A 17,715-nucleotide genomic window follows, 5' to 3' on the forward strand; every position below is an offset into this window, starting at 1 on the left:
AGCCCGCAAGGCCGATTAAACCTTGCGGGCACTTTTCACAGCGCAGAATCAGGACGACATCAGCTCGGCCTTGACCAGCTTGGCCTGCTCGTCAGCGTGATACGAAGAGCGTACCAACGGACCGGACGCCACGTTCTTGAAGCCCATCTTGTAACCTTCCTCGGCGAACCAGGCGAAGGTGTCCGGGTGCACGAAGCGCTGCACCGGCAAGTGGCTGCGGGACGGTTGCAGGTACTGGCCGAGGGTCAGCATGTCGATGTCGTGTTCGCGCATGCGCTTCATGACTTCGATGACTTCTTCGTCGGTCTCGCCCAGGCCCAGCATCAAACCGGACTTGGTCGGAATGTGCGGCATCATCTGCTTGAAACGTTGCAGCAGGGTCAGCGACCACTGATAGTCCGAGCCCGGACGCGCAGCCTTGTACAGGCGCGGCACGGTTTCCAGGTTGTGGTTGAACACATCCGGTGGCTCGGCAGCGGTGATTTCCAGGGCGATGTCCATGCGGCCACGGTAGTCCGGGACCAGGGTCTCGAGCTGCACATTCGGCGACAGTTTGCGGATTTCGCGGATGCAGTCGGCAAAGTGCTGGGCACCGCCGTCACGCAGGTCATCGCGGTCCACCGAGGTGATCACCACGTACTTGAGTTTCAGGTCGGCGATGGCGATGGCCAGGCTTTCCGGCTCATTGACGTCCAGCGGCTTCGGACGCCCGTGGCCCACGTCGCAGAACGGGCAACGACGGGTGCAGATGTCACCCATGATCATGAAGGTCGCAGTGCCGCCGGAGAAGCACTCGCCCAGGTTCGGGCAGGACGCCTCTTCGCACACGCTGTGCAGCTTGTGTTTGCGCAGCAGGGCCTTGATGCGGTCGACTTCCGGCGAAACCGGGATGCGGACACGAATCCAGTCCGGCTTTTTCGGCAATTCCGTAGTCGGAATGATCTTCACCGGGATGCGTGCAACCTTTTCGGCGCCGCGCAGCTTGACGCCGGCTTCTACCTTGGGACGCGGGGCCGGGCGCTCGGTGACATCGAGCGTCGGGATCATGGTTTGCACTGCATCAGTAGTCATATCAGTCGATTCCGCCCGTCAGGGTCGTCTGCTCAGCATAGTCGAGGTGTTTGACGAGCTGCGCGCGCAGCCGGGCACTTACCTCGGCAAATTCAATCGATCCTGCGTGATCGCTCAGCTGGGTCATCGCCAGCCCGGCGTAGCCGCAGGGATTAATCCGTCGAAACGGTTCCAGGTTCATGTCCACGTTCAGGGCCAGGCCATGAAAGGAGCAGCCATGGCGGATCCGCAGACCCAGCGAGGCGATTTTCGCCCCGTCGACGTAGACACCCGGTGCATCGGGCTTGGCCACGGCGGTGACGCCGTAACTGGCCAGCAGCTCGATCAGGCAATGCTCCATCCGGGTGACCAGATCGCGCACGCCAAAGCCCAGCTTGCGCACATCCAGCAGCAGATAAGCCACCAGTTGGCCAGGTCCGTGGTAAGTCACCTGACCACCACGGTCGACCTGCACCACCGGAATATCACCGGGAAGCAGCAGATGTTCAGCCTTGCCAGCCTGGCCCTGGGTGAACACCGGTGGATGCTCTACCAGCCAGATCTCGTCGGCGGCATCGCTACCGCGTTCGTTGGTGAAGCGTTGCATGGCATGCCAGACCGGCTCGTAAGCCATCTGACCGAGCTCGCGAAAGCCCAACGTGCCAGACATCACAACACCATGTGCACGAAACCGGTGGCCCGCAGTTCGCTGTTGATGTTGTACAGCTGGTCCTGGTCGGTCGCGACGATGTGCAACTGGATGGTGGTGTATTTGCCGTTGCTGCTCTGGCGCTCATCAACACGCTCATCGTTGATCGTCGCATGCTTCTTGACGATATCGATGATCCTGTCCTTGTTGCCCACGCCCGTGTCGCTGATCACCTTAACCGGATAATCATTGGCAGGGAATTCGATCTTTGGCGCCTTTACTTCGGTATCGGTCATGGCGTAACGGCCTCGTAAGCGTAAGCCGTGGCGACGGGCATGGCTGCGTGCCAGTTCAGCGCGGAGCCATGCAGGTGCACACTAAATTCAGTTGAACAAGCCGTAGAAGAATAGACGGATGCTATCCCACATGCGGCGGAAGATACCACCTTCCTCGACAGCGTCCAGAGCGATCAGATCAGCGCTGTGCACCACCTTGTCGTCCAGCTTCACTTCGACTTTACCGATCACGTCGCCCTTGGCGATTGGTGCGACCAGTTGCGGGTTCATGGTCATGCTGGCAGCGAGCTTTTTCAGCTGGCCTTTGGGCAGAGTCATGGTCAGGTCTTCAGCCAGGCCAGCCTTGACCTGGTTCGTGGAACCCTTCCAGACCGGCGCCTGGGCCAGTTCAGCGCCCTTCTGATAGAAGGTCTGGGTTTCGAAGAAGCGGAAACCGTAAGTCAGCAGCTTCTGGGTTTCAGCGGCACGAGCCACTTCGCTGTTGGTGCCGAACACCACGGCGATCAGGCGCATGCCATCACGTACAGCCGAAGACACCATGCAGTAGCCGGCTTCGTCGGTGTGGCCGGTTTTCAGGCCGTCGACGGTCTTGTCGCGCCACAGCAGCAGGTTACGGTTCGGTTGCTTGATGCCGTTCCAGAAGAACTCTTTCTGCGAGTAGATCGCGTAGTGAGCCGGGTCTTCGTGGATGATCGCGCGGGCCAGCACAGCCATGTCGTGAGCCGACGAATAGTGCTCAGGGTTCGGCAGGCCGGTCGGGTTCATGAAGTGGGTGTTGGTCATGCCCAAGTCGGCGACGGTCTTGTTCATCAGGTCGGCGAAGGCGTCTTCGCTGCCGGCGATGTGCTCGGACAGCGCGACGCTGGCGTCGTTGCCGGACTGGATGATGATGCCGTGCAGCAGGTCGCTGACGGTGACCTGCGAGCCTACCTTGATGAACATCCGCGAACCGCCGGTGCGCCAGGCGTTCTCGCTGACGGTCACCGGATCGTTTTCGCCGATCTGGCCGCGACGGATTTCCAGAGTCGCGATGTACGCGGTCATCAGCTTGGTCAGGCTGGCCGGCGGCAGACGCTGGTCACCATTGTTCTCGACCAGCACGTTGCCGCTGCTGGCATCCATGAGCACGTAGGCCTTGGCAGCCAGTTGCGGTGGCGACGGCATCATCTCGACCGCGAACGCGGCAGGTGAGAGGAGCAGCGGGACTAACAGGAACAGGCGTTTGGCAAAGGTGGTGATGTTCATCCGTCTCTCGAAATCGCTAATGGAAACTGCCCGAAGGCAAAATTTAATCAGATGACTTTCTAACGAGTCATCGCGTGTTCAGTTGCTCACTCCAGCCACCCTTTGCCGGGCTTTTGTTCTTCGACGAGCCAACAACCCGGTTCATCCCCCAAAACTGCAGATGAACCGTCAATCAAGTTCTACGTTTTACTCAGTCACAACACTTGGCGAACCGAGATTGGCCAGGCGCACACTGTTCTGCACCTGCTGGATTTCACCCGGCGATCCGATCGGGCCCAGGCGAACCCGATGCAGGGTCTGCTGATTGCGCACGATCGAGCTGATGAACACCGGAGCGCTCACCATCGAGCTGAGCTTCGATCTCAGGAGTTCTGCAGCGTCCGGGTTGGCGAACGCGCCCACCTGCAGATACTGGCCAGAGGCTGGTGCAGAAGCGTTTTTTTTTGCGTCAGCAAGTTGTACGGGCACAACGGCTGCGGCGTGTTGCTGCGGCGGCGGCGTCCATTGCTCGACGGTGCCTGCCGACGCGGTGATCACCGGGGCGCTATTCTGCGCGACTTGCGGCTCGTTGAGCATTAAAGGCGCCGGACGGCCCTTGGCGGCCCACCACTGTTGTGGATCGATGCCCTCGACCTTGACCCGCGCGGTACCGGTCTCGGCATAACCGAGTTTCTTGGCGGCCGCATATGACAGGTCGATGATCCGGTCCGAGTAGAACGGCCCACGATCGTTGACGCGCAGGATCACGCTCTTGTTGTTGTCCAGGTTGGTCACCCGAACGTAACTCGGCAGTGGCAATGTCTTGTGTGCGGCACTCATGCCATACAGATCATAGACTTCGCCGTTGGCGGTGTTCTGACCATGGAACTTGGTGCCATACCAGGACGCCGTACCCGACTGCACGTACGTCTTGGATTCTTGCAACGGAAAATAGGTTTTGCCCAGTACTGAGTACGGGCTGGCCTTGTACGGGCCGGTATGCAGGGTCGGCGTGGCGTCCGGGATGCGCGAAACATCGACATCCCACCATGGCGCGCCATCCTTGTGGGCACGGTTGATGTCCAGCCCCGGCGTCGAGCGCACGGCGGCGGTGGACTTCTGAGCCGGCGCGCGGCTGGTCGAACAGCTGGCGACCAGCACAGCCAACGCGGCGAACGCCATCAACTTCAGGGGTTTATTGATAGGCAATGCCCGCATTACTTGACGCCCCGTGCTTGGACCAGCTGTTCAGACAGTTGATGTACGGCCATGGCGTACATCACGCTGCGGTTATAACGCGTGATCGCGTAAAAATTCTTCAGGCCCATCCAGTACTCGGAGCCATTGTCGCCTTCCAGGCGGAAAGCGGTAACCGGCATATCATCGCGCAGCGCATCATGACTTGACCACCCCAAGGCTCGCAACTCCCCGACGGTTTTCGTCGGTTCGATTCCTGCGGTCAAACCCTCGTCGACCTGATCGCCACGGACATCGGCACGGCTGACCACCGGTTCGCCGGCGCCCCAGCCATGACGCTTGAAGTAACTGGCGACACTACCAATGGCATCGTCGGGGTTGGTCCAGATGTTGATATGGCCATCACCGTCGAAATCCACCGCATAGGCGCGGAAACTGCTCGGCATGAATTGCGGCAACCCCATTGCGCCGGCGTAAGAGCCTTTGAGCGTCAACGGATCGACCTGCTCTTCGCGGGCCAGCAGCAGGAACTCACGCAACTCCTTGCGGAAAAACTCGGCACGGGGAGGATAGTCGAAACCCAGGGTCGACAAGGCATCGATCACCCGGAAATTTCCGGTATTACGGCCGAAAAAGGTTTCAACGCCGATGATCGAGACTATCACCTGGGCCGGAACGCCGTATTCCTGCTCGGCACGGGCCAACACCGCTTCGTGCTGACGCCAGAAATCCACACCCCGGGCTATGCGCGCATCGGTGATGAACATCGGGCGATATTCGCTCCACTGCTTGACCCGTTCGGCGGGTTTCGAGATGGCGTCCAGAATCGACTGCTTGCGCTCGGCTTCGCGGAACACGCCCATCAATTGTTCACCGGCGAAACCATAGTCGCGGGTCATTTCACCGACGAATTCGGCCACCTGGGGTGAGCCTTCGTAGTCGCCGGCCAACGCTTCATGCACGGTGCCAAGGATGCTTACCAGGCCGACCCATGGCGCATACCGAGTCACCCAGCCACGCATTACTTGCATTGAAAGTTTCACCTTATTCAAACCTGCGCGATCCACTTGCGATGGGTATGGATCGACATCAAAACCCCAAACGCTGACAGCAGCGTCACCAGCGAAGTTCCTCCGTAGCTAATGAACGGCAACGGCACCCCCACCACCGGCAACAGGCCACTGACCATACCGATGTTGACGAAAACATAAACAAAAAACGTCATGGTCAGGCTGCCCGCGAGCAACTTGCCGAACAATGTCTGCGCCTGGGCGGTAATCACCAGTCCGCGGCCGATCAACAGCAGGTAGATCAGCAACAGCGCGCAGATCCCCACCAGGCCGAACTCTTCACCCATTACTGCAATGATGAAGTCGGTGTGGCTTTCCGGCAGGAAGTCCAGGTGCGACTGGGTGCCCAGCAACCAGCCCTTGCCGAACACACCGCCGGAACCGATGGCGGCCTTGGACTGGATGATGTTCCAGCCCGTACCGAGCGGATCGCTCTCCGGGTCGAGAAACGTCAGGATTCGCTGCTTCTGGTAGTCGTGCATGATGAAGAACCACATGGCAACCGCCACGGGCACGGCGGCGGCCAGTACGCTGAGGATCCAGCGCCAGCGCAAGCCACCCATGAACAACACGAAAGCGCCGCCGGCCAGGATCAGCAGCGAAGTGCCGAGGTCCGGTTGACGCACGATCAGAATAAACGGCACGCCGATCAGCATCAGGCTGACACCCACATGCTTGATCTGGGGCGGCAAGGTGCGCTTGGACAAGTACCAGGCGATCGTCGCCGGCATCAGGATTTTCATGAATTCCGAGGGCTGGAAGCGGATCACCCCGGGGATATTGATCCAGCGGGTGGCGCCCATGGCGTTGTGGCCCATGATGTCCACCACCAGCAACAGCATTACCCCGACCACGTAGCCCAGTGGCACCCAGCGCGCCATGAAGCGTGGCTCGAACTGGGCGATGACGATCATCGACACCAGGCCGATGCCGAACGAAGTGGCTTGCTTGCCCAGCAGATCCCAGCTTTTGCCACTGGCCGAATACAGCACGAACAGGCTGCCGGCGGCGAGAGTCAGCAGCAGGATCAACAACGGGCCGTCGATGTGCAGGCGTTGCAGTAGCGTCGCGCGGCGACGCATCACATCTTCGCTTGAGAGCATGCGATCGAAGTTATTCATCACGGGCGGTAGCCTCTGCACTGATAGGGCTGGCGTATTCGGGCTTCAACCGACCGTCCTGGTCCAGGAGCCAGGCGTCCATGACTTGACGCACCACGGGCGCGGCGACGCCTGAGCCGGACTCGCCGTTCTCGACCATCACCGACACCACGATTTTCGGGTCGTCAGCCGGCGCGAAGCCGACAAACAAGGCGTGGTCACGGTGACGCTCCTGAACCTTGGAGCGGTCGTACTTTTCACCCTGCTTGATCGCGACCACCTGGGCCGTACCCGACTTGCCGGCGATTCGGTATTGCGCGCCGATCGAGGCTTTGCGCGCCGTACCCCGGGCACCATGCATAACCTGCTGCATGCCGTGGTTGACCTTGGTCCAGTCCGACGGGTCGCGCAGGATAATGTCCGGCATCGGGTTAGGGTCCACCGGCTTCTCGCCTTCGATGGTCCTGGCCAGGTGCGGACGATTCCAGATGCCTTTGTTGGCCACCAGTGCGGTGGCCTGGGCCAGTTGCAACGGGGTCGATTGCATGTAGCCCTGACCGATCCCCAGAATCAGCGTTTCGCCCGGGAACCATGCCTGGCGGCGGGTCGCGCGCTTCCATTCGCGGGTCGGCATCAGACCCGGCGACTCCTCGAACATGTCCAGGGAAACCTTCTGACCGATACCGAACTTGGACAGGTACGACGACAACCGATCGATCCCCAGCTTGTGGGCCAGGTCATAGAAGTAGGTGTCGTTGGAGCGCATGATCGCCGTATCGAGGTCGACAAAACCGTCGCCGGTACGGTTCCAGTTACGGTATTTGTGGTCGTAGTTGGGCAGCATGTAGTAACCGGGGTCGAACACTCGGGTCGAAGCGGTCACCACCCCGGAATCCAGGCCGGCAATCGCCACTGCCGGCTTGATGGTCGAGCCTGGCGGGTACAGGCCACGCAGCACGCGGTTGAACAACGGCCGGTCGATGGAATCACGCAGCTCGGAATAGGCCTTGGAGCTGATGCCGGTGACGAACAGGTTCGGGTCGAAACTCGGCTGGCTGACCATCGCCAGCACTTCACCGGTTTTCGGGTCCAGCGCTACCACCGCACCACGACGACCACCGAGCGCAGCTTCGGCGGCTTCCTGCAATTTGATGTCCAGGCTCAGGACGATGTCCTTGCCGGGAATCGGATCGGTACGCTTGAGCACGCGCAATACGCGGCCCCGGGCGTTGGTCTCGACTTCCTCGTAACCCACCTGGCCGTGCAATTCAGGCTCGTAGAAACGCTCGATGCCGGTTTTGCCAATTTGATGGGTGCCGCTGTAACTCACCGGATCCAGGGTCTTCAGCTCTTTCTCGTTGATCCGCCCCATGTAGCCCACCGAGTGCGCAAAATGCGCACCCTGCGGGTAGTGACGAACCAATTGCGCGACCACTTCCACACCCGGCAAGCGGAACTGGTTCACGGCGATGCGCGCAATCTGCTCTTCGGTCAGTTCAAACAGAATCGGCACCGGCTCGAACGGCCGGCGGCCCTGACGCATACGCTTCTCGAAGATCACCCGATCCTCGGGCGTCAGTTGCAGCACTTCGACAATCACGTCGAGCACCTGCTGCCAGTCGCCGGAACGCTCGCGGGTCATGCTCAGACTGAAACTCGGCCGGTTATCGGCGATCACCACGCCATTGCGGTCGAAAATCAAACCACGGGGCGGCGGAATCGGCTGCACATGGACACGGTTGTTTTCCGACAGGGTCGAGTGGTACTCGTACTGGATCACCTGCAGGAAATACAGGCGCGCGATCAGCACGCCAATCAGCGTCACCACTGCAATGGCCCCGAACACGACGCGGCCACGCACCAGACGGGCGTCTTTTTCGTGGTCCTTGATGCGGATCGGCTGGGACATGAGGGCAGAGCTACTTGTGGTAAGGGTGACCGGACAGCACGGTCCAGGCACGGTACAACTGTTCGCCGATCAGGATCCGCACCAGCGGGTGCGGCAAGGTCAGCGGCGACAACGACCAGCGCTGGTCAGCCCGGGCACAGACTTCCGGCGCCAGCCCTTCAGGGCCGCCGACCATGAAGTTGACCGTACGTGAGTCCAGCCGCCAGCGATCGAGCTCGACCGCCAGTTGCTCGGTGCTCCAGGGCTTGCCGTGGACTTCGAGAGTGACAATCCGCTCGTTCGGCCCGACCTTGGCCAGCATGGCTTCGCCTTCCTGACGGATGAAACGGGCCACGTCGGCGTTCTTGCCACGGGTATTGAGCGGTATTTCCACCAGTTCCAGCGCCAGCTCGGACGGAAGACGCTTGGCATATTCATGCCAGCCTTCTTCCACCCATTTGGGCATGCGTGAACCGACGGCGATCAGTCGCAGTCGCACAGCAGTCCCTTATTCCTGGTCTTTGTTGAGCTTGTTGAAGTGCTCGTGACCAACTTCAGGGCTGTGGTGTTTGCCATCGGCTGCACGGCTCTGCTCGGCACCTTTCCACAGGCGCTCCAGGTCGTAGAACTGGCGTGCATTGGAAGTCATCATGTGGACGATCACGTCGTCCATGTCCAGCAGAACCCAGTCGCTGTCGCCCTTGCCTTCTTCACCCAGCGGCTTGATGCCCAGGGCTTTGACGGCCTCGCGAACCTTGTCCAGCATCGCGCCGATCTGGCGGTTGGACGTACCGGTGGCGATGATCATGTAGTCAGTGATGCTCTGTTTGTCGCGAACATCGATGACCAGCACGTCCTGGGCCTTGACGTCTTCCAGGGCGGCTACGGCGATCTTGACCAGTTCGTCGCCTTTAGGCGGCTCGGCAGCGAGTACCTTTTCCGGCAGCGGGGCACTCTTGAACGTGCCTTTGCGCTTAACTTTGTTTACGTCGTTGTTCGTCATATAAAACTCGTTTTGCTCGTATGTTCGGGCGCTTCAATACACGTTGTTGCCACGTGCCTTGAGGCACTCCTATTCAGTTCGACGCACGGTAGAGTCCGTGCGCATCGATGTAGGCCAGGACCGCGTCGGGCACCAGGAAACGTACCGACTTACCGCTGGCCAGCAGTTGACGGATCTGGGTGGCGGATACCGCGAGCGGTGTCTGCCAGACGAATGCAATCTGTCCGCTCGGCCCCTTGAGGGCCAGCGGGTCGCTCACCGAGCGCGCTGCCAGCAGGTTGCGCAAGGCATCCGGCGGTTCGCTGTCGGCATCCGGGCGTTGCAACACCAGGATATGGCAATGCTGGAGCAACTCTTCCCAGCGGTGCCAAGTGGGCAGGCCGCAAAAAGCGTCCCAGCCCAAAAGCAGAAAAACCTGGTCATCTGCGGCCAGTTCAGCGCGCATCAGCTCCAGGGTATCAATGGTGTAGGACGGTTTGTCCCGCCGCAATTCGCGGGCGTCCACCACCAACGGCGCCACACCGGCCACCGCACACTCGACCATCGCCAGTCGGTCTTTGGCGGACACCTGCGGCGTATCCCGATGGGGCGGCCTGGCACTGGGTGTCAGTCGCAGTTCATCGAGCACCAGTGTTTCGGCGACCTCCAGCGCACCGCGCAAATGGCCGATGTGCACCGGGTCGAACGTTCCGCCCAGCACGCCAATGCGGCGAGGGGCTGGCTCGCTGGCGATGACCGGGGCTGACGGGTCTAAGTCGCCCAAGTCAGGCCGGCTCCTGTCCACGCAACTGCCCGTCGCCGACCACGATGTACTTCTCGCAGGTCAGTCCTTCGAGGCCCACCGGACCGCGGGCGTGCAGCTTATCAGTAGAAATGCCGATCTCGGCACCCAATCCGTATTCGAAGCCATCGGCGAAGCACGTCGGGGTATTGATCATCACCGACGAGGAGTCGACTTCAGCCACGAAACGCCGGGTGTCGCCCTGGTGTTCGCTGACAATAGAATCGGTGTGATGGGAACCGTAGTGGTTGATGTGCTCGATGGCCTGGCCCAGTCCGTCGACCACGCGGATCGACAGAATCGGCGCCAGGTATTCGGTGCTCCAGTCTTCTTCAGTGGCGACCACGGCATCGATGATCGCTCGGGTACGCTCACAACCGCGCAGTTCGACGCCTTTTTCGCGGAACTGTGCCGCCATCGCCGGCAGGAAATCCCTGGCGACGGTTTGATCCACCAGCAGCGTCTCCATGGCACCGCAGATGCCGTAACGGTACGTCTTGGCGTTGAACGCAATGCGCTGGGCCTTGGCCATGTCGGCGTGCTCACTCACGTAAACGTGGCAAATGCCGTCCAGGTGCTTGATCACCGGTACGCGGGCGTCACGGCTGACACGTTCGATCAGGCCACGGCCGCCGCGCGGCACGATGACATCGACGTATTCAGGCATGGTGATCAGCGCACCGACGGCTGCGCGATCGGTGGTTTCGACCACTTGCACCACCGCGGCCGGCAGATCGGCCTCGGCCAGACCACGCTGAATGCAGGCGGCGATGGCACGATTGGAATGAATCGCCTCGGAGCCGCCACGCAGGATGGTCGCGTTACCGGACTTCAGGCACAGGCTCGCGGCATCGATGGTCACGTTCGGCCGCGACTCGTAGATGATTCCAATCACGCCCAATGGCACGCGCATCTTGCCAACCTGAATACCGGACGGGCGGAAGCTCATGTCACGGATCGCGCCAACCGGGTCCGGCAGGGCTGCCACTTGTCGCAGGCCGACGATCATGCCGTCGATACGCTCCGGGGTCAGAGCCAGGCGCTCAAGCAGGGCCGGCTCCAGACCACTGGCGCGACCGGCGGCCAGATCCAGCTCATTGGCCGCGGTCAGCTCGGCGCGGGCAGCGTCCAGCGCATTGGCGGCGGCCTGCAGGGCGCGGTTTTTCTGCGCAGTGCTGGCGCGGCCGATCACGCGGGAAGCTTCGCGGGCAGCGCAACCCAGGCGGGTCATGTAGTCAAGAACGGACTCAGTCATGGTCTGGCGTGGTCTTTGATAAGGTCTTGGTAAAGAGTAAAGCGGCAGATTATAGCTGTCGCGTCCCGGGACTAACAGCGGTGACGGGCGGATGGTCGAAATGGAGGGCAATTTGCTGATGTTCAGCCGGGATTAAGCTGCAAATTGTTATCATCACGACTCAATCAGCCCTGATAAACGTCGTTCATCATGTCCAACCTGACTGTTCGAGCATCCGCTGCGAGCCTGCCCACGGGCCTTCCGGACGCGTTTTTCGACCGCGACGCGCAAATTCTGGCTCGGGATTTACTGGGCAAAGTCATACGCCATCGGGTCGGCGACCTGTGGCTCAGCGCCCGGATCATCGAGACCGAAGCCTATTACTGCGCGGAAAAAGGCAGCCACGCGTCCCTCGGCTACACAGAAAAGCGTAAGGCTTTGTTTCTGGATGGCGGCCACATCTATATGTATTACGCCCGGGGCGGCGATTCCCTTAATTTCAGCGCCCAAGGGCCCGGTAACGCCGTGCTGATCAAGTCCGCCTACCCGTGGGTCGATGAATTGAGCGGGCCGGCCAGCCTGGCACAGATGCTGTTGAACAATCCCGATGCCCAGGGCCACCCTCGCCCGTCACAAAAACTCTGCGCCGGGCAAACCCTGCTCTGCAAGGCACTGGGCCTGAAAGTGCCGGTGTGGGACGCCAAACGCTTCGACCATCAAGTGCTGCTGGTGGAGCACGTCGGCCAGACGCCCGCCCACGTCATCCAGACTACACGCCTGGGCATCCCCCACGGGCGCGATGAGCACCTGATGTACCGCTTCGTCGACGCTGCCTACGCGGCTTATTGCACGCGCAATCCGCTACGACGGGGGCAGGTCGAGGGTCGCGATTATTTTGTGCTGACCTGAGATTGACCCGTACTTTGAAACTGAAGGGATCCCCTGTGGGAGCGGGCTTGCCCGCGGAAGCGGCGTGTCAGGCGACGTCAATGTCGACTGATAGGGCCGATTCGCGGGCAAGCCCGCTCCTACAGGGGGCGGTGGCGTATTCAAAGTGGCTCTTATCCCCTGGAAGCAATTGAACATTTGATGGAGTGGTTTATATGGGCCAATGGCTCGAAAGCTTGACCGGCTGGTTGACGGTCAACCCGCAATGGCTGGCGGCGGCGATATTTCTGGTGGCTTTTGTGGAATGCCTGGCGATTGCCGGGCTGATCGTCCCCGGTACGGTCTTGCTGTTCACCGTTGCGGTACTGGCCGGCAGCGGTGCGCTGCCGCTGAGTGAAACCTTGCTGCTGGGCTTCGGCGCCGGTGTGTTGGGTGACGTGGTTTCGTATTTCCTCGGACGGCATTTTCATCAGAACATCCGGCGCCTGCCCGGTTTGCGCCATCACCCGCAATGGATTGCCGGAGCCGAGACCTATTTCCAGCGTTATGGCACCGCCAGCCTGCTGGTCGGGCGTTTTATCGGGCCATTGCGGCCGATGCTGCCCATGGTCGCCGGCATGTGCGACATGCCCTTCCCGCGCTTCATCGCCGTCAGCCTGCTGGCCGGTGCGGGGTGGTCGGTGGCTTATTTGCTGCCTGGCTGGGCCACCGGCGCGGCGATTCGCTTGCCGTTGCCCGAAGGTTTCTGGACTCAGGCCGCAATCGTTGCCGGCAGCATTGCAGTCATGGTGGGGCTGAGCGCCACCAGTAGCTTGCGCCAGCATCGCCGGGCTACATCGATAATCGCCGGCATGAGTTTTCTCCTTCTGGCTGGGCTGTTCATCGGCTATCCGTACCTGAACGCCCTTGATCAAGGTTTGATGAGCCTGGTGCAGGAACATCGCAGCCCGACGCTCGATGAAGTGGCGGTGGTCTTCACGCTGATCGGCGAATTCCACAATATGCTGCTGTTCAGTGCTTTGCTGGCAGGGCTGCTGCTCATTACCCGACAGTGGCGGCAGGCGATCTTCGCCATCAGCACATTATTGTTCACGGCACTGGCCAACACCGCGACCAAACTTTTTTTCGCCCGCCTACGGCCGGAAGTGCTGAGCGACCCTCTGTCCAGCTACAGCATGCCCAGCGGCCATGCATCGGGTTCGTTCGCACTGTTCCTGACCCTCGCGGTTCTGGCCGGCCGCGGACAACCACCGCGCATGCGCCTGACCTGGTTACTGGTGGCCAGCCTGCCGGCGATGGCGATTGCCCTTTCCCGAGTGTACCTCGGCGCGCACTGGCCAACGGATGTAATGGCCGGCACGATGCTGGCAGCGTGCGTCTGCGCGACCAGCCTGTACCTGGTCCAGCGAAGGGAGCCGCTCAAGGCGCTGCCACCCAAGGCCTGGTGGCTGATACTGACGGCGATGATAGCGTTGTTCGCGTTCTTCATACTGCGTCACTTGCCACATACAATGTTGCGTTATGCCTATTAGCCGATTGGAATCCGAGTAGCAAAAAAAACCGCTTCATCATTAAGAGTGAAGCGGTTTTATCTGACACCATCAATAGTGGGCAACCGGGCAATGATAAGCCCGAACGCACACACACTACAGCTATATCGGAACTCTTTATTACCCAGCAGCCTCTTGTATATTTCGTGCCCACTCATGCAGCCACGAAACATACAATCCTCAGCCTCAGAAAAAACGATACCCGACAAACCTCAACTCTCGTAAAACCGATAACAAAGCTACAAACACCAACCAACACACTCATTCCGCCCCTTACAAAGAACACTATTGTTGTAATCGATCGTGACCGGACGTGTCAGTTCGAACGCTCGACCGATTTATCAAGTTCTGACCAAGCAAGCATTTTGTGTCTTTGAAAAAAGCTAAAACATTCAGTCGCATTCAGTCTCAGTTTTGCAGCAATGCATTCATTGCGGCGCGGGGCTGTTTGTATTAGTTTTTTGAACCTCACATCACGTTCCGTGATGTGAGGTCTGAAAATCATCCTGAGCTTCTCAAGCGTTGCTCCTACCAAGGGTGTTTCTCTGTCGCCAGCCAACAAGGTCCATATGCGAAATGGTGTGACTTTGTTTCATGTTAATTAGTAAGCGGAAAATAAAATGAAAGCAGGAACAGTCAAGTGGTTCAATGATGAGAAGGGTTTTGGGTTTATCACACCTGATGATGGTAGCGCAGACCTGTTTGTTCACTTCAAAGCAATAAAGGCCGAAGGTTTTAAAAGCCTGAAAGAGGGACAAAAAGTAACCTTCAAGTCCGTTCCTGGGCCAAAAGGAATGCAGGCAGAAGACGTAAGTCTTCTATAGACACAACCTGTGAACATCACCTGATTTTCGGGCAAGCCCTGCGCCGCTTTTTTGTGGGAGCTGGCTTGCCTTTGGAGGAGACATGAAAGAATGGAGTCCCAATGATCCTGCTGACATCAATTTCCCTTCGGAGGAGCCCAATGAACAGCATGTCTTTTTTTCCCTTGATCCAGCTGAACTCGAAGCTCTGAATATCAAGGCTGGCCAGATGGTGAGCTACGATTTATGCAAGGGGGATAATGGTCGGTACTACGCAATCAATCTTGAAGTCATTGATGACGAAGATAGTTAACAGAGGCTCGCATGCTGCAGCCTTGTTTTTGTGGCTCTTGGGCGCAGGGAGGTCGCGCCACTTTTGAAATACCCGAGAAATGACAGAATATCGGAACTTTGCGATTGACCCCGAGCGGGTCAATGGCAAATAAACTGGATTTCGACAGCATCTCGCCATCTGATAAAAAAGTTTAACCAGTACGCATACCTCACCATCGGATACGGCAGGGTCGCGCATACGCAGTGGTTATCCGCAGCCGCCAGCCCCATGGTAAACACGATAATTTACCGCATTGGGTTCTGAAGAATGCTTTCAGGCAAACAACTCACCCTGCAACTCATCCAGCAACGCCTGTATGGCATCCAGTCGTTGCTGCGGATCATCGAGTTGCAGCAGGTCGATCTTGTCCAGTTCAGCGAAGGGCAACAGATACGCCAACTGATTGGCCAGTGACTGTTGTCCGGTCGCTTCAGTGCCCATGTTCAAGGCTTCAACCATCGGGTGTTCCGCCAGGGCCTTGAGCAATGCCACCAGATCGGCGTCCTCGTCCTGCAGTGGCTGCTCCGGTTCGTCTTCCAGCCACTCGACCTCGGCGACGGTCAACTGATCGCGCTGGATTTGCGATCGTAATACATGGAAACGCCGTCCGCCTCGAACCCGAATCCCCAGCAGGCCGTTGTCCTGTTGATTGAAATCGGTGATCAGCGCTTCGCAACCCACCAGCGCGTAGCCGGCCGGGGCGATGCCGACCTCTTCACCCTCGAGGATGCACACCACGCCGAAACCACCGCCCTGTTTCATGCAGCGGCCGATCATGTCCAGATAGCGCGCCTCGAAAATCTGCAGGTCGAGGATGCAGCCTGGAAACAGCACTGTGTTCAACGGAAAAAGCGGCAGACTCATAGACATTTCCTTACACCACCATCGACACCGCCAGCGGCAGGAGAACCGCCGTGGCCACACCCATCAGACTCATCGCCAGCGCCGCGAAGGCGCCACACTCCTCACTTTCCTGCATTGCCACCGCCGTGCCGACAGCGTGGGCTGTCATGCCCAGCGCCATCCCCCTGGCTTCCGGGCTGTGCACGCCGAGCCGGGTCAACAGGGCCGGGCCGAAAATCGCCCCGATCACTCCCGTAATCAAGACGAACACCGCTGCCAGCGCCGCGACACCACCGATCTGCTCGGCCACCAACATGGCAATCGGCGAGGTTACCGACTTCGGCGCCATGGTCATCAGGATCATGTGTTCGGCACCGAACCACCAGCCCAGCAGCACGCCCATGCCCGTAGCCACGACACCACCTATCACCAGCGTAGTAAATATCGGCCAGAACAACTGCCGAATCCGTCGCAGGTTGAGGTAAAGCGGCACAGCCAACGCGACAGTGGCCGGGCCGAGCAGGATGCTCAGGATCTCGGTGCTCTTGCGGTACTCGGCGTAGGTCAGACCGCAGCCCACCAGCACGCCGATCACCACTAACATGGAGACCAGCACCGGCTGCAAAAAGATCCAACGGGTTTTCTCGAATGCCGCCAGGACGAGTTGATAGGCACCAAGGGTAATGCCTATGCCGAACAATGGATGGTGAATCACTGACGCCCAGGCGCCGTGCCAGTCGAAGATCATTGGCTGTCCTCGGAGCGTGCGTGACGCTTGACCATGCGCTGCATCAGCACCCCGGCGAAGGCCATCGAAAGCAGCAGCGACAACACCAGCGCACCGACAATGGCCCAGAAATCCGCCGCGATATCAGCGGCATAGACCATCACGCCCACGGCTGGCGGCACCAGCAACAGCGGCAGGTAGCGCAACAGGCTGCTGGCCGCCAGGTTCAGTGGCTCACCGACCTGTCCGCGACAGATGAGGTACACCAGCAACAGCAGCAACCCCACAATCGGCCCTGGCAGCACGGGCAAAAACAAATGATTGATCGCCGTGCCGAGCAATTGGAACAGCACCAGCCACGTCAGGCCCCGTAGCAACATTATTGATCTCCCGCAAAATCCGTCACCCGCATTGGCCGGGCATTATAAGCATGCCCGCGCTATAGACCGGCATTCGCCAAAAGCATGGTCAGTTGACCGGAGCGTTTGGCCATGTTGATCTAAAGTGGTTAGCCGGGAGGTTAAATCCCCGCAAGCCAAATCTATAAAACCGATGAACCCAAGGAGAGTCTCAATGCCCTATGTTCCAGTTGCAGAGCTCAAAGATTATGTCGGCAAGGAACTTGGACGTTCCGAATGGCTCACTATCGATCAGGAGCGCATCAACCTGTTCGCCGAAGCCACAGGGGATTTTCAGTTCATCCACGTCGACCCGGTCAAGGCCGCGCAAACGCCATTTGGCGGCACCATCGCTCACGGTTTTCTGTCGTTGTCGCTAATCCCGAAACTGATGGAAGACATCCTCGTCATGCCCGAAGGCTTGAAGATGGTGGTCAACTATGGCCTCGACAGCGTGCGCTTCATTCAGCCGGTCAAGGTCAATTCGAAAGTGCGCCTGAAGGTCGACCTGACCGAAGTCATCGAGAAAAAACCCGGCCAATGGCTGCTCAAGGCCACCACCACCCTGGAAATCGAAGGTTCGGACAAACCGGCGTATATCGCCGAACCGCTGTCCCTGTGCTTCGTATAAACCTTCCCGGATGCGAAGCAGCTCATGCTGTTTCGCGCCATCTCGCGGT

The 17,715-nt window shown here is 59.4% G+C and carries 20 protein-coding genes; 5 read left to right on the plus strand and 15 right to left on the minus strand.

Annotation, left to right across the window (positions count from 1 at the left end; all coding sequences use genetic code 11):
* Positions 1-48 precede the first annotated feature (48 nt).
* From lipA to KGA81_RS02420, 12 genes are all read right to left on the minus strand, one after another.
* On the minus strand, positions 49-1,047 hold the full coding sequence (gene lipA, locus KGA81_RS02365) for a lipoyl synthase (protein ID WP_162276382.1): 999 nt from the start codon (positions 1,045-1,047) through the stop codon (positions 49-51).
* Between the two features lie 25 nt (positions 1,048-1,072).
* Positions 1,073-1,720 carry a lipoyl(octanoyl) transferase LipB gene (gene lipB / locus KGA81_RS02370; RefSeq protein WP_223544409.1) on the minus strand — a complete coding sequence of 216 codons (648 nt, stop codon included), beginning with the start codon at positions 1,718-1,720 and terminating at the stop codon, positions 1,073-1,075.
* Positions 1,720-1,995 carry a DUF493 domain-containing protein gene (locus KGA81_RS02375; protein ID WP_223544410.1) on the minus strand — a complete coding sequence of 92 codons (276 nt, stop codon included), beginning with the start codon at positions 1,993-1,995 and terminating at the stop codon, positions 1,720-1,722. Before KGA81_RS02375 ends, lipB begins: the two co-directional genes overlap by 1 nt.
* 87 nt (positions 1,996-2,082) lie before the next feature.
* Entirely contained in the window at positions 2,083-3,240 is a 1,158-nt protein-coding gene (locus KGA81_RS02380) for a D-alanyl-D-alanine carboxypeptidase family protein (protein ID WP_007990613.1), read from the minus strand.
* Between the two features lie 186 nt (positions 3,241-3,426).
* Positions 3,427-4,437, minus strand: a complete 1,011-nt coding sequence (locus tag KGA81_RS02385) for a septal ring lytic transglycosylase RlpA family protein (protein ID WP_223544411.1) — start codon at positions 4,435-4,437, stop codon at positions 3,427-3,429.
* Complete coding sequence (gene mltB, locus KGA81_RS02390; protein ID WP_223544412.1) at positions 4,437-5,447, minus strand: lytic murein transglycosylase B; 1,011 nt, start codon at positions 5,445-5,447, stop codon at positions 4,437-4,439. The genes KGA81_RS02385 and mltB overlap by 1 nt, the downstream gene beginning before the upstream one ends.
* Positions 5,448-5,464: 17 nt before the next feature.
* Positions 5,465-6,568, minus strand: a complete 1,104-nt coding sequence (rodA, locus tag KGA81_RS02395) for a rod shape-determining protein RodA (RefSeq protein ID WP_223544637.1) — start codon at positions 6,566-6,568, stop codon at positions 5,465-5,467.
* A gap of 31 nt (positions 6,569-6,599) precedes the next feature.
* Positions 6,600-8,495: a penicillin-binding protein 2 gene (gene mrdA / locus KGA81_RS02400; RefSeq protein ID WP_223544413.1), complete on the minus strand. Its 1,896-nt coding sequence runs from the start codon at positions 8,493-8,495 to the stop codon at positions 6,600-6,602.
* 10 nt (positions 8,496-8,505) lie between these two features.
* Entirely contained in the window at positions 8,506-8,973 is a 468-nt protein-coding gene (gene rlmH, locus KGA81_RS02405; protein WP_003185785.1) for a 23S rRNA (pseudouridine(1915)-N(3))-methyltransferase RlmH, read from the minus strand.
* A gap of 9 nt (positions 8,974-8,982) precedes the next feature.
* Positions 8,983-9,477, minus strand: coding sequence for a ribosome silencing factor (gene rsfS / locus KGA81_RS02410; RefSeq protein WP_008022922.1), 495 nt, complete (start codon positions 9,475-9,477; stop codon positions 8,983-8,985).
* 73 nt (positions 9,478-9,550) lie between these two features.
* Positions 9,551-10,240, minus strand: a complete 690-nt coding sequence (gene nadD, locus KGA81_RS02415; RefSeq protein ID WP_223544414.1) for a nicotinate-nucleotide adenylyltransferase — start codon at positions 10,238-10,240, stop codon at positions 9,551-9,553.
* Position 10,241: 1 nt separating this feature from the next.
* Positions 10,242-11,513, minus strand: a complete 1,272-nt coding sequence (locus tag KGA81_RS02420) for a glutamate-5-semialdehyde dehydrogenase (RefSeq protein WP_223544415.1) — start codon at positions 11,511-11,513, stop codon at positions 10,242-10,244.
* A gap of 189 nt (positions 11,514-11,702) precedes the next feature.
* Here KGA81_RS02420 and KGA81_RS02425 point away from each other — a divergent pair, with 189 nt between their 5' ends.
* The 4 genes from KGA81_RS02425 to KGA81_RS02440 all read left to right on the plus strand — a co-directional run bounded on the left by KGA81_RS02425 (position 11,703) and on the right by KGA81_RS02440 (position 15,046).
* Positions 11,703-12,401 carry a DNA-3-methyladenine glycosylase gene (locus KGA81_RS02425; protein WP_223544416.1) on the plus strand — a complete coding sequence of 233 codons (699 nt, stop codon included), beginning with the start codon at positions 11,703-11,705 and terminating at the stop codon, positions 12,399-12,401.
* 194 nt (positions 12,402-12,595) lie between these two features.
* Positions 12,596-13,912: a bifunctional DedA family/phosphatase PAP2 family protein gene (locus tag KGA81_RS02430; RefSeq protein WP_223544417.1), complete on the plus strand. Its 1,317-nt coding sequence runs from the start codon at positions 12,596-12,598 to the stop codon at positions 13,910-13,912.
* 638 nt (positions 13,913-14,550) lie between these two features.
* The gene (locus KGA81_RS02435) at positions 14,551-14,754 is read left to right on the plus strand and encodes a cold-shock protein (protein WP_223544418.1); all 204 of its coding nucleotides are present in this window, start codon (positions 14,551-14,553) and stop codon (positions 14,752-14,754) included.
* A gap of 82 nt (positions 14,755-14,836) precedes the next feature.
* The gene (locus KGA81_RS02440; protein ID WP_223544419.1) at positions 14,837-15,046 is read left to right on the plus strand and encodes a hypothetical protein; all 210 of its coding nucleotides are present in this window, start codon (positions 14,837-14,839) and stop codon (positions 15,044-15,046) included.
* A gap of 294 nt (positions 15,047-15,340) precedes the next feature.
* On the opposite strand, the gene KGA81_RS02445 is transcribed toward KGA81_RS02440, so the two are convergent.
* The 3 genes from KGA81_RS02445 to KGA81_RS02455 are packed head-to-tail and all read right to left on the minus strand — an operon-like array spanning position 15,341 to position 17,017.
* Positions 15,341-15,931 (minus strand): LON peptidase substrate-binding domain-containing protein, encoded by a 591-nt coding sequence (locus KGA81_RS02445; RefSeq protein ID WP_223544420.1) that lies wholly within the window; start codon positions 15,929-15,931, stop codon positions 15,341-15,343.
* A gap of 10 nt (positions 15,932-15,941) precedes the next feature.
* A complete protein-coding gene (locus KGA81_RS02450; RefSeq protein ID WP_223544421.1) occupies positions 15,942-16,658 on the minus strand; it encodes an LrgB family protein in 717 nt (238 codons plus the stop codon).
* The gene (locus tag KGA81_RS02455; RefSeq protein WP_223544422.1) at positions 16,655-17,017 is read right to left on the minus strand and encodes a CidA/LrgA family protein; all 363 of its coding nucleotides are present in this window, start codon (positions 17,015-17,017) and stop codon (positions 16,655-16,657) included. The genes KGA81_RS02450 and KGA81_RS02455 overlap by 4 nt, the downstream gene beginning before the upstream one ends.
* A 193-nt stretch (positions 17,018-17,210) precedes the next feature.
* Between KGA81_RS02455 and KGA81_RS02460 the strand changes: the two genes are divergently transcribed.
* On the plus strand, positions 17,211-17,666 hold the full coding sequence (locus tag KGA81_RS02460; protein WP_223544423.1) for a MaoC family dehydratase: 456 nt from the start codon (positions 17,211-17,213) through the stop codon (positions 17,664-17,666).
* The last annotated feature ends 49 nt before the right edge of the window (positions 17,667-17,715 follow it).

The sequence above is a fragment of the Pseudomonas sp. A-B-19 genome (assembly GCF_019947515.1).
GTDB lineage: Bacteria > Pseudomonadota > Gammaproteobacteria > Pseudomonadales > Pseudomonadaceae > Aquipseudomonas.

Coding starts and splice junctions, on each gene's coding strand:
- lipA (WP_162276382.1), bottom strand. CDS start 1,047: ATGATCCCGACGCTCGATGTCACCGAGCGCCCGGCCCCGCGTCCCAAG.
- lipB (WP_223544409.1), bottom strand. CDS start 1,720: ATGTCTGGCACGTTGGGCTTTCGCGAGCTCGGTCAGATGGCTTACGAG.
- KGA81_RS02375 (WP_223544410.1), bottom strand. CDS start 1,995: ATGACCGATACCGAAGTAAAGGCGCCAAAGATCGAATTCCCTGCCAAT.
- KGA81_RS02380 (WP_007990613.1), bottom strand. CDS start 3,240: ATGAACATCACCACCTTTGCCAAACGCCTGTTCCTGTTAGTCCCGCTG.
- KGA81_RS02385 (WP_223544411.1), bottom strand. CDS start 4,437: ATGCGGGCATTGCCTATCAATAAACCCCTGAAGTTGATGGCGTTCGCC.
- mltB (WP_223544412.1), bottom strand. CDS start 5,447: ATGCAAGTAATGCGTGGCTGGGTGACTCGGTATGCGCCATGGGTCGGC.
- rodA (WP_223544637.1), bottom strand. CDS start 6,568: ATGCGTCGCCGCGCGACGCTACTGCAACGCCTGCACATCGACGGCCCG.
- mrdA (WP_223544413.1), bottom strand. CDS start 8,495: ATGTCCCAGCCGATCCGCATCAAGGACCACGAAAAAGACGCCCGTCTG.
- rsfS (WP_008022922.1), bottom strand. CDS start 9,477: ATGACGAACAACGACGTAAACAAAGTTAAGCGCAAAGGCACGTTCAAG.
- KGA81_RS02420 (WP_223544415.1), bottom strand. CDS start 11,513: ATGACTGAGTCCGTTCTTGACTACATGACCCGCCTGGGTTGCGCTGCC.
- KGA81_RS02425 (WP_223544416.1), top strand. CDS start 11,703: ATGTCCAACCTGACTGTTCGAGCATCCGCTGCGAGCCTGCCCACGGGC.
- KGA81_RS02430 (WP_223544417.1), top strand. CDS start 12,596: ATGGGCCAATGGCTCGAAAGCTTGACCGGCTGGTTGACGGTCAACCCG.
- KGA81_RS02435 (WP_223544418.1), top strand. CDS start 14,551: ATGAAAGCAGGAACAGTCAAGTGGTTCAATGATGAGAAGGGTTTTGGG.
- KGA81_RS02440 (WP_223544419.1), top strand. CDS start 14,837: ATGAAAGAATGGAGTCCCAATGATCCTGCTGACATCAATTTCCCTTCG.
- KGA81_RS02445 (WP_223544420.1), bottom strand. CDS start 15,931: ATGAGTCTGCCGCTTTTTCCGTTGAACACAGTGCTGTTTCCAGGCTGC.
- KGA81_RS02450 (WP_223544421.1), bottom strand. CDS start 16,658: ATGATCTTCGACTGGCACGGCGCCTGGGCGTCAGTGATTCACCATCCA.
- KGA81_RS02455 (WP_223544422.1), bottom strand. CDS start 17,017: ATGTTGCTACGGGGCCTGACGTGGCTGGTGCTGTTCCAATTGCTCGGC.
- KGA81_RS02460 (WP_223544423.1), top strand. CDS start 17,211: ATGCCCTATGTTCCAGTTGCAGAGCTCAAAGATTATGTCGGCAAGGAA.